Below are 11,046 nucleotides of genomic sequence, written 5' to 3' on the forward strand. Positions count from 1 at the left end.
AGAATTGTCGTGTCCGCCGGAAAAAGGTATACGTTGGGTATGGACATTGACTAGGGCGTGTCTGAAAACTCCGAAGGACGCAGCAGGGGGCGAAAAGGTGGTAAAAGATGCACTTCAGTGAGTTTTGAGACACGTCCTAAAGGAGAGGATGAGGAAAAATGAAAGTTGGACTCAGCACCTACAGTCTGCAACAAGCACTAGATCGCAAAGAATTGACCGTACCGGATGCCATTCGTTGGATCGCCGATCAGGGTGGGGAACATGTGGAGATTGTGCCGATGGGGTTCAGTCTGATCGATAACCCGGAGTTGATTGATGAGATTAAAGCTGTGGCAAAAGAGGTAGGGATCGACATTTCTAATTATGCCATTGGGGCTAACTTTGCTGTGCAGGAAGACGCCGAAGCGTTGGAGCAAGAGATCCAGAATTTGATGCGACATGTGGATGTGGCTGCAGCGCTCGGTGTGAAGTTAATGCGTCATGACGTGGCTTTCCGCCCTGCACCAGAAGGAACCGTAACACAGTTCGAGATCGACCTACCGGTACTGGTGAAAGCCTGTCAGCGGATAGCCGATTATGCAGCGGGTTTTGGAATTACAACAAGCGTCGAGAACCATGGGTACTATGTGCAGTCGAGTGAGCGAATTCAGCGTGTGTTACACGAAACATCGCGAAGTAACTTCAAGACCACGCTGGATGTCGGTAATTTCCTCTGTGTGGATGAAGATCCAGTGAGTGCCGTGAAAAATAACATTCCGTACGCGTCGATCGTGCACGCCAAAGACTTCTACTGGAGACCTTCGTACCGAAATCCCGGTGAAGGCTGGTTCCAAACCTCGCATGGCAATTACCTCCGCGGTGCCATTGTGGGCCATGGCGATATCGACATGCCTGAGGTATTCCGTGTGTTGAAACAATCCGGGTATGACGGATATATCTCGGTTGAATTTGAAGGCATGGAGGATTGTAAAACGGCCTCACGCATTGCCATGGATAACGTCCGCCGCCTATGGGAAGAGGCATAGGGCTGAGTACTTGTTTTAAATGAATAAAATTGAATCCAATTCTAAAGAAGGCGTGAGTAACAGAGGGGGAGCTTGGAACTGTAGGAGCGTTAGCGACCGCCTTTTTCTGCGGATTTCAACCGCTAGAGCGGTCAATAAAAGAAATTTGCAGACAACAGCGGCCGAAAGTCCAAGCATTCACCGTCGTTACGTTAAGCCGAATATTATAATTTCTTGAGTCAATTCATATGAAAACGATGGAGGAATCAGCACTATGTCCAAATTGAAAGTCGCCGTCATCGGTGCCGGATCCATATCCGATTGCCATTTGCAAGCCTACGCCAGTAACCCGGACGTTGAAATATATGCCATCTGTGACCTGAATGCAGAACGTGCCGCAGAAGTCGCGAAGCAATATAATGCACCTCATGTGTTTACCGATTACAAAGAATTGCTCGTACTGCCCGAGATCCATTCCGTCAGCATCTGTACATGGAACGACTCCCATGCGGAGATCAGCATTGCTGCTCTGGACGCGGGCAAAAACGTGTTATGTGAGAAACCACTCTGCCAAACGGTGGAGGATGCTCTCGAAGTAGAGAAGGCAGTTCATCGCAGCGGAAAGCTGCTGCAAGTGGGTTTTGTTCGCCGCTATAGCGACAATGCACAGATTCTGAAGAAGTTTATCGACGAGGGTGAACTGGGCGAGATCTATTATGCTAAGGCCTCCAGTCTGCGTCGTCTGGGCAATCCGGGTGGCTGGTTCTCGGATATCAACCGTTCCGGTGGTGGTCCGCTGATCGATATCGGGGTGCATGTAATCGACATTTGCTGGTATCTGATGGGCAGACCAAAGGTTAAATCCGTCTCCGCTAACGTATCCAATCGATTAGGGAACCGCTCGAACATTAACAATCTGTCGTTCTACAAAGCAGCGGACTATGATGCGGAACAGAACACCGTTGAAGACATGGCAAATGCCCTGATTCGTTTCGAGAACGGTGCGAGCCTACTCGTGGATGTCAGCTTCACGCTCCATGCCAAAGCGGATGAGACTTCGGTCAAACTATATGGGGACAAAGGCGGTGCCGAGCTGGAGCCGGAAATTTCGATCATAGGTGAGAAATTCAACACCATTTTGAACATGACCCCACAGGTGGATTTCAAATCCTTCGATTTTATGGGATCGTTCCGCAATGAAATCAACCATTTTATCGATAGCACACAGGGCCGCAAAGAAACACTTAGCCCCGTCGAAGACGGCGTCGAGGTAATGAAAATGCTCTGCGCCATCTACGAATCAGCCCGCCAGGGACGCGAAATCACGCTGTAAAGGGCATTGCAATAAGGGAATATTCTACGTTGATACTTTACTACTCCCGTGGCATTGAAAGTTATGAGTACTTCGCTCCCTTTCAATGAAAAGCTCCGCTCCGGGCGGGTATGGATTCGTCCTCTCCGCTCATGGTTGGAGCAGAGCATGGAGCGAGCGCTAACGAATCTGAGGCGTCTTATTAAGGGTTTGGAGCGCTAGCCGAAATCTAAGGAAATTGACACACGCTATGTCAGAACAAACAGCCGATTACAGCGTTTTTGGTAGGAGATTTTTGGGAATAACGTGTCTGATGTTCCTTACAATTTAAAAGAGAACTATAAGGCTAAATAAGACGCCCTCAGTTCCTTAGAAAATTTTCTACCTATTCGCTAGGATCAGCCAGCTTGGATTTCAAAACGTTATAAACGCGCTGACATCCATCATCGTATATCTTCCCTGAACTAAAGTTGAAGACACACCCTATAGAAGACTTACCGTTTACGCTACAACAGAGAGTGCAGAACCAATCCAAAACAACGAATCGCACTCTCTCTGATCTTGTATTCCCTATAGAAACGAGGGAAATAAGGGGTCCATAGTGATTGGAGAGGGCACCGCACTCAAAATAACAGAGTTACTAAGCCCCTTAATAGTCACACTAAAAATGACAGGATTTACGATGTCCTTCTTAGTTGAATTAAACGTTTTACACGATAACGGAGAGGGCAGAAGAAATCTGAAGAAGCGAAGCGCTCGCCTTTATCCCCGGATTTCCCCTCTAGGGAAATAATCAAAAAAATCTGGGGATAACAGCGATCGGAAGATTATTCTGACCGCGCAGTGGCCGAGTGTAAACCTATGTGTTCAGCGTTTGACATTGAAATCTAGAGGAGATGAAACAGAATGAGCGAAACCAATGAAACCGTACTGGAGCAGGAAGAGCAGATCGTCGAAGCCGGCGTGCACAATTTTAGCAAAGAGGACGAATGGATCAAACCGGAAGATCCGCTGCTGAATGAGCGGCTGGAGTGGTTCAAAGACCAGAAGCTGGGGCTGATGATGCACTGGGGACCCTATTCCCAGCTTGGTCTCGTGGAATCCTGGGCGCTGAGCGACGAGGATGGCGATTGGTCGCGCGATGACATCGACTGGACGGATGACATGGAAGACTTCAAGCGGGAATATTTCGATCTGAATAAAACCTTCAATCCGATTCGTTTCCAACCCGAGGAATGGGCACAGATGGCGGTAGATAACGGGTTCAAATACTTCCTGTTCACCACCAAGCACCATGACGGTTTCTGCATGTGGGATACCAAGACGACGGATTACCGGATTACGGGTAAGGACACGCCTTTTCATACCCATAAGTATGCGGACATCTGTCGAGCACTGTTTGACGCTTTTCGGGCGAAAGGACTCGGCATCTCAGCGTATTTCTCCAAAGCGGACTGGCATACCCCGTATTACTGGGCACCGGGCATGGAGCGTGGACGTCATATGTGGCGCGGCCCTTCGTATGATCCCCATAAGTATCCATGGCTGTGGGAGAAATTCGTGGAGTTCACACATGAGCAGATCATGGAGTTGCTGACGAATTACGGGCGAATCGAATGTCTGTGGCTGGATGCCGGCTGGGTGCGCGAAGGTCGCCATGGTCAGGATATCAGGCTGGGAGAAGTCGTGGAACGGGCGCGTCAGACCACACAACCTTGGCTTCTGTCCGCAGATCGCACCGTGGGTGGGCCGTATGAGAATATTGTTACCCCCGAGCAAACCATACCGGAACATCCGATGAACATTCCATGGGAAAGTTGTATTACCGTGGGGAACTCCTTTGCTTTTGGATTTGATGATCAGTATAAAACGGGAAGACAGCTGGCACATATTCTACTCGAAGTCGTGTCCAAGGGTGGTAACCTGGCACTGAATGTAGGACCGCAACCCGATGGGCGTCTGCCAAAAGGGGCTATTCGAGGCATCAAGGGCCTCGGTGAATGGTTGGGTACTCATGGAGAAGGCGTCTATGGAACCCGGATCTGCGGGCCATATTTTACGAAAGATTGGGCTTTCACCCAGAAGGAAGAGATCAACACCGTATATGCCTTCCGGTTATACCGTAACGGGAATGAGACCGTACAACCACAGTTAATCATTCCTTATCTGGAAAAGGTAGAGCGGATCGAACTCATCGGTAGCGATGACGTACTTTCGTATCAGCATACGGAAGACGGGCTGCTCGTGGAACTGCCACAATCCGCTGCAACGAGTGAAGCGCCGATCACACATACGTTCAGATTGATCACAAGCACATAGAACGCCATGTCAATTCCGGGGTAGATATCACAACCTCCGGGATTTTTTTATTCATACATAAGGGACATAATTTCCGACAGAAACGGCTCGTAATCGCTTGTCACACAAGGATTTATGGAATAAAGAGAAGTGGGAGAAAATTGCGAATTGATGAAAGTTTACTGTTCGAGGTACTATCAAATCAAGAAAGCGCTACCTGGTATGAATGTTTACATCGTTTGTGTTTAACAAAGAAACGAGAACAGAAAAAAGGATGTTTAAGGGATGTAAATGTAATGTATTATTACACTTGAGGTGTAGAAGGAGTGACGCAAATGAGTCGAGCTACGGAAAGCATACCCGCCAAGATGGAACTCCAACAGAGGAAGCATGTGGAGCCCAAGCGGCAGCATCCATTCATCAAAAGCCTCAAGAAACACTGGGAACTCTACCTGCTCGTGTTGCCCCCGGTATTGTATCTGTTGATCTTCAAGTACATCCCTATGGTGGGTGTCCAAATCGCCTTCAAGGACTTCAGTGTAGTCAAAGGAATCTGGGGAAGCCCGTGGGTCGGATTCAAACACTTTGAAGCCTTCTTCCAATCTCCAAACTTCTGGCTGTTAATCAAAAACACGATAGGCATCAGCTTCTATTCCTTAATTGCCGGTTTCCCAATCCCCATCTTGCTGGCGCTGGCGCTGAATGAGATTCGAACGGGTTACTTCAAGAAGACCGTGCAGATGGTCACTTACGCTCCGCATTTTATCTCAACGGTTGTTATGGTATCCATTATCATTCTGATGCTCTCCCCGCATGTCGGCGTGGTAGACAAGCTGTTCACACTGCTCGGCTTCCCGATGACGAACTTCATGGGTATTCCGGAATACTTCAAATCGATCTATGTCTGGTCAGGTGTGTGGCAGGGCATGGGATATTCATCAATTATATATATCGCAGCTCTTGCTGGTGTTGATCCATCTCTCTATGAAGCAGCAAAGATGGACGGCGCATCAAGGCTTCGGAAAATATGGCACATCGACCTCCCGTCGCTCGTTCCAGTCACCGTTATCATGCTGATTCTGAGTCTGGGCAGCATTATGGGCGTGGGCTTTGAGAAAATATACCTGATGCAGAATCCACTCAACACAAGCGCTTCGGAGGTCATCTCCACGTATGTGTACAAGGTGGGTCTGATCGGAGCGAATTTCAGCTTCTCCTCGGCAGTAGGATTCTTCAACTCCATTATCAACCTGATCCTGCTGGTTATCGTCAACGGCATATCGCGCAAAGTATCCCAGAACAGCTTGTGGTAAAGGAGGAGTTTATCCATGTTCAACCTGATTAATCGTAACCGGATCAAGGACCCGCTCGGTGACCGCATTTTCATGACATTCAACTATATCTTTCTGTTCGCCATACTGCTAACAGTGTTTTATCCGCTTTTGTATATCATCAGTTCTTCGTTCAGCTCTTCACGAGCCGTGACATCCGGTCAGGTGTGGCTGTTCCCGGTAGACTTTAACATCAAGGCGTACATCTCCATTTTCAAAAGCCAACAGCTTATGCTCGGTTTCTATAACACGATCATCTACACCGTGGTGGGCACGTTCATTAACGTGGTGCTGACCGTCATGCTGGCGTATCCTTTGTCACGAAAATCGTTTTATGGACGAGGGGCCATCATTATTTTCATGATGATCACGATGTTCTTTGATGGCGGTCTGATTCCCACCTACCTCTTGATGAAGGATTTGCACCTGCTCGATACACGTTGGGCGATGTGGCTGCCGGGGGCGCTCGCAGTATTCCAGGTCATCGTGGCAAGGACTTTCTTCCAATCTTCCATCCCGGAAGAACTCGGGGAGGCCGCGGAAATGGACGGTTGCCGGGATATCCGGTATCTGATCAGCGTAGTTCTTCCCTTATCAAAGCCCATTCTGGCGGTCATGACACTCATGTATGCCGTAGGTCACTGGAATGCGTACTTTGATGCACTGATATACCTGCGTTCCGAGAAATTGTTTCCTCTACAATACGTGCTTCGCAATCTGCTTATCCTGAACGCGGCTGATCCGGCGATGCTCGCCAATACCAGCCAACAGATGCGGGACCAAGGGTTCGAGCAGGTGTTGAAATATGCACTGATCGTTGTGGCGAGTATTCCAATTCTGATCATGTATCCATTTGTACAGAAGCATTTTGTTAAAGGAGTCATGGTTGGTTCCCTCAAAGGTTAATCCTAGTGAGTTAAGCCCGGTTGCCTCTTGAAAGGAGGTGCAAGGAACACGCCGGCTTCCGGGGTCGATTTTATACACGTGCAGTACAAGTCAATAATTTGCCGTTATGAACAAAAAGGAGGAGTCAGATTGAGAAAATCTTGGATTTCGATGTTGTTTCTGGTCTTTGCTTCGATGGCTTTGTTGTCCGCATGCAGTTCATCCGAGGAATCGGGTGGAAGTAGCGACGGTAGCGGGGAGAGCGGCGGTCCTGTAACCATGACCCTCTTTGCTCCGCAAGGCAAAGCGTCCATGGAAGAGAATGAATTTACCCAATTTATCGAAGACAAGTTCGACGTTACCCTAAAATGGGATCTGGCCCCAACGGACGCTTTGCAGGATCGCAGACAATTGCTGCTGGCTAGTGGTGATTATCCGGAAGTATTTCTTCACGGCAAGTTCACCACCTCAGACCTTCAAACCTATGGAAAACAGGGCGTGTTCCTTCCGCTACAAGATCTGATTCAGAAGTATGGTCCGAACCTGACCAAGATTATAGAAGAGAAGCCATACTTCAAAGAAGCCATTACGGCACCGGACGGCAACATCTATGCGCTGCCTATCTTCAATGAATGTTACCACTGTACGTATGCACAGAAATACTGGATCAACACGGAATGGCTCGATAATTTGGGCCTGAAAATGCCAACCACAACTGATGAACTGTATACCGTTCTGAAGGCGTTTAAGACACAAGATCCAAACGGTAACGGGAAAGCGGACGAGATTCCACTTACAGGCGCACCGAACAAGTATGTATGGAATGGCAACATTGATGCCTACCTGATGAATAGCTTTATATACAATGACAACGACAAATATCTGATCGTGAACGATGGCAAGGTGAGTTTTGCCGCCAATCAGGAAGGCTGGAAGAAAGGGCTGGAGTACATGAACAAGCTCTATGCAGATGGCCTGATTGATCCGGCTTCCTTTACACAGAATGATCAGGCGATTGGACAGCTGGGGAACAAGGAAGGCGATGAAGTGGTCGGCTCCATTACAACGGCGCTGGTCAGTTATCTCGTGAATACTTATGACAAAGATATCACCCGTCACCAGCACTGGGAGATCGTTCCTCCATTGAAAGGACCAGATGGAGTGCAGACGACAGGCGCCACGCAGAGCGTAGGTGAGTTTGAGTTTGCCATCACGAACAAAGCGACAGAAGCACAGCAGATTGCCGCCATCAAAATTGTAGACTACATGTTCAGTGAAGAAGGTGCTCTGTACGCGGAGTATGGACCAACTGAAGGCAAGGGCTGGAAGAAGGCAGATGCCGATGAGAAAAACATCAATGGCGAGCCGGCCAAATACAGCTACTACAACCTGCCTGAGCGTGATCCAAACGTTGTTGTGAACGAGAGTTGGTCACAGATCGGAGCACATGACTTGTCCAACACGTTCCGTAATCTGTTTGCGGAAGGACAGAATCCTTTAGAAGCAGAGGGTTATGGTACACGTCTGGCTCAAGCTACCAATGTGTATGAACCTTATGCACCCAAAGAAGTATACCCTGCGAACGTGTTTATCCGTCCGGAGGATACGGAATCAGCTGCACAACTGACTACGGCCATCAAGGATTATGTGCAGACGAATATGGCACAGTTCATTATTGGCAGCAAGAGCATTGATAAGGAATGGGATTCGTATGTCAAAGGCTTTGATGGTCTCGGACTGAGTAATTACCTTGAGATCTACCAGCGTGCCATTGAGAAGAATCAATAATTGAAGGATTCAATATAGAGGCTGTCCCGTCTGTCACCCGTGACCGGGACGGTCTTCTCCTATGACAACCCCACGTCATCCGATATAATGTACTGAATATTTATGGAAAATTAGCGATCAGCACAGATGTTTGTCGTCATTCAGCATGAACAGTAATGGTGGGGGGATCTCGGAGATGAACAACAATTGGTTTAGGCGTTTGCTGTTATCGTATCTGCCTGTTTTCTTTATTGTGACGACCATTCTATTCTTTATTTTCTTTCAAGTATTCAATGAACAGAACCGTAGAGAAGCGCTCAAGGCCAATGAATTTCTGGCCTCTCAGGTCACGCAATATTTGGACAACTCCCTGCGTTCCATCGACTTCAAGGTACTGCGTGAGATTTTGACCAACCCTAACTTGAAGAATTATTTCTCGGTATCTGGCAGCGATGATGTGTATGCCGGCATTCAGGCGGTCCAGGTGGTTGATGAATTGAAAATAGAGTATCCGCTGATTGATTCAATTTATCTCGTTCGATACGGGGATGGCACGGTCTTCAGTAACGGGAAGGCTGTTCCGATTGAAGAGTTCCCGGATGCAGACTTTATTGCAGATAGCCGGTCAAGGGATGAACAGAAGTGGGCAGGGGCACGAGCGTTCCGAGCTTTTCCTTCGCAAGCGACGGAGCAGGTGATTACGATTGTGCGAAGTGTAGGAAACGGCAAAGGACTTGTGGTGACAAATGTGGACCTGAGTACCCTGAGGAAATCCATTATGCAGATGTATGATCCGGAATTTACGTTTGTGAACATCTTCAACCGTTCGGGCGGCAACCTGTGGGATAGTAGCATGTCAGAAGGGGTTACAGCTTCTACGAAAACCACGTCGGGAGAAGTCTTCTCCGAATTTACGTCGAGTTATAGTGGTTGGAAGGTGCAGACAGGTCTCAACAATGGAAAAATCGTCAAATGGACGCTGCAATTTTATAATATCTGGTTTGCCTTTGCTGTAGTGGTTGTGTTGATTGGTGTGGTGTGGGTGATCTATGTTACCCGCAGAAACTACAAGCCGATTCAGCAAATTGTCACGTTAATTCAGACCGTCTCTTCGCAGAAGCAATCGGGGCTGAACTATGGCAAAGAGAATGAGTTCCGATTCATCCATACCACGCTGGAACGCATGATTGATCAGACGAGACAATATCAGGAGGAGCATGAAGAGAATCTGATTTTGCAGAAAAAAATGTTCTTTCAGGAGTTGCTTGAGGGCACGCGAGACTTTACGAGCAGCGAGGTGACAGCAGAGATGAAGAAGTTCAAACTACCTGAGCTGGAGCATCGTTGGGCCGTCATGGTAGTTGAAATGGATCGGTATGATGCATTTGTGACGGAGTATCATGATCAGGACCAATCCCTCTTGAAATTTGTGTTATCCAGTATCCTGCAGGAGAGTGCACGTCATGAAGGAACGGAAGTATGGGCTGAATGGATCTCCGATCAGCGTCTGTACGCCATCCTCTGGATTCCGGAAATGGAACAGGCCGAGGAGACTGAGCATCGATTGCTCGCTGGTTATCTGGACAGAATCGATCAGTATCTGAACTTCACCGTGACCATCGGTGTTGGTCGGGTTGCTGTTGATATTCGGGGACTGAGAGCTTCATTAAAAGAAGCTGTGCACGCGCTGGAGTATAAGGCTGTACTGGGCATGAATCGCATCATTCCGTGTAGCGATGTACCGAATTCGACCAATGATGTGTATGAGTTCCTGAAGACCATCTCACTGCTTGTGCAGGCGATGCGCTTGTCGGACGATGTCTGGGAAAAACATTTTGAAAGACTGTTTGAACAGATTAGTAAGTCCGTTCTGTCCCGTCAGGAGATTATGAATACGATCCAATTGTTATTTCAACATTACAATCGGGAATTCGCCGAACTTCCACGGGAGTACCAGGAGTCATGGGCTGCTATATTCACTCCACTGCTTCCGAGGCTTGAGGGCTGGGAGACGTTAAATGACCTGCGTGAGCTGTGCTGGGAAGGGTTCAGAGAACTGGCGCTGCAGATGCAGACGCTGCATTGTTCCCGAAAACACAGATCAAATATTCTGGAGATTCGCAAATACATCGAAGAGCATTACAACAATCCAGATCTGTCACTGAACTACCTTAGTGATCTATTCGATATTAATCCGAAGTATCTGAGCAAGCTTTTCAAGGATGAGATTGGGGAGAAGTTCGTGGATCTGCTCATTAGTCATCGTATCGAAAAAGCCAAGCTGCTCATGCAGGAGACAGATAAGGCTATTCAGGAGATCAGTGAGGAAGTGGGATACACGAACTATAATTCCTTCAACCGGGCTTTCAAGAACGTGGTGGGTGTGGCACCAAGTGACTACCGCAAAGCCATGTGATGTAAGTGCACGCGCCTAACTAATTCCGAACGC

7 protein-coding genes are annotated in these 11,046 nt (G+C 48.1%); all 7 read left to right on the forward strand.

Annotation, left to right across the window (positions count from 1 at the left end):
* The first annotated feature begins 158 nt into the window (after positions 1–158).
* Positions 159–1,025, forward strand: a complete 867-nt coding sequence (locus tag MHI06_RS01100) for a sugar phosphate isomerase/epimerase family protein (protein WP_340400135.1) — start codon at positions 159–161, stop codon at positions 1,023–1,025.
* Positions 1,026–1,278: 253 nt separating this feature from the next.
* Positions 1,279–2,337, forward strand: coding sequence for a Gfo/Idh/MocA family oxidoreductase (locus tag MHI06_RS01105; RefSeq protein WP_340400136.1), 1,059 nt, complete (start codon positions 1,279–1,281; stop codon positions 2,335–2,337).
* 885 nt (positions 2,338–3,222) lie between these two features.
* A complete protein-coding gene (locus tag MHI06_RS01110; RefSeq protein ID WP_340400137.1) occupies positions 3,223–4,635 on the forward strand; it encodes an alpha-L-fucosidase in 1,413 nt (470 codons plus the stop codon).
* Positions 4,636–4,982: 347 nt separating this feature from the next.
* Entirely contained in the window at positions 4,983–5,927 is a 945-nt protein-coding gene (locus MHI06_RS01115) for an ABC transporter permease subunit (protein WP_223868815.1), read from the forward strand.
* Positions 5,928–5,942: 15 nt separating this feature from the next.
* On the forward strand, positions 5,943–6,851 hold the full coding sequence (locus MHI06_RS01120) for a carbohydrate ABC transporter permease (protein WP_017691189.1): 909 nt from the start codon (positions 5,943–5,945) through the stop codon (positions 6,849–6,851).
* A 129-nt stretch (positions 6,852–6,980) separates the two neighbouring features.
* Complete coding sequence (locus tag MHI06_RS01125; protein ID WP_340400138.1) at positions 6,981–8,618, forward strand: ABC transporter substrate-binding protein; 1,638 nt, start codon at positions 6,981–6,983, stop codon at positions 8,616–8,618.
* 175 nt (positions 8,619–8,793) lie between these two features.
* Complete coding sequence (locus MHI06_RS01130; RefSeq protein ID WP_340400139.1) at positions 8,794–11,013, forward strand: helix-turn-helix domain-containing protein; 2,220 nt, start codon at positions 8,794–8,796, stop codon at positions 11,011–11,013.
* The last annotated feature ends 33 nt before the right edge of the window (positions 11,014–11,046 follow it).

The organism is Paenibacillus sp. FSL H8-0079 (assembly GCF_037991315.1).
Classification (GTDB): Bacteria; Bacillota; Bacilli; order Paenibacillales; family Paenibacillaceae; genus Paenibacillus.

What these genes read in the sequence shown, in the direction of transcription:
- MHI06_RS01130 (WP_340400139.1), top strand. Translation starts at nt 8,794, where the DNA reads ATGAACAACAATTGGTTTAGGCGTTTGCTGTTATCGTATCTGCCTGTT.
- MHI06_RS01105 (WP_340400136.1), top strand. Translation starts at nt 1,279, where the DNA reads ATGTCCAAATTGAAAGTCGCCGTCATCGGTGCCGGATCCATATCCGAT.
- MHI06_RS01120 (WP_017691189.1), top strand. Translation starts at nt 5,943, where the DNA reads ATGTTCAACCTGATTAATCGTAACCGGATCAAGGACCCGCTCGGTGAC.
- MHI06_RS01100 (WP_340400135.1), top strand. Translation starts at nt 159, where the DNA reads ATGAAAGTTGGACTCAGCACCTACAGTCTGCAACAAGCACTAGATCGC.
- MHI06_RS01115 (WP_223868815.1), top strand. Translation starts at nt 4,983, where the DNA reads ATGGAACTCCAACAGAGGAAGCATGTGGAGCCCAAGCGGCAGCATCCA.
- MHI06_RS01110 (WP_340400137.1), top strand. Translation starts at nt 3,223, where the DNA reads ATGAGCGAAACCAATGAAACCGTACTGGAGCAGGAAGAGCAGATCGTC.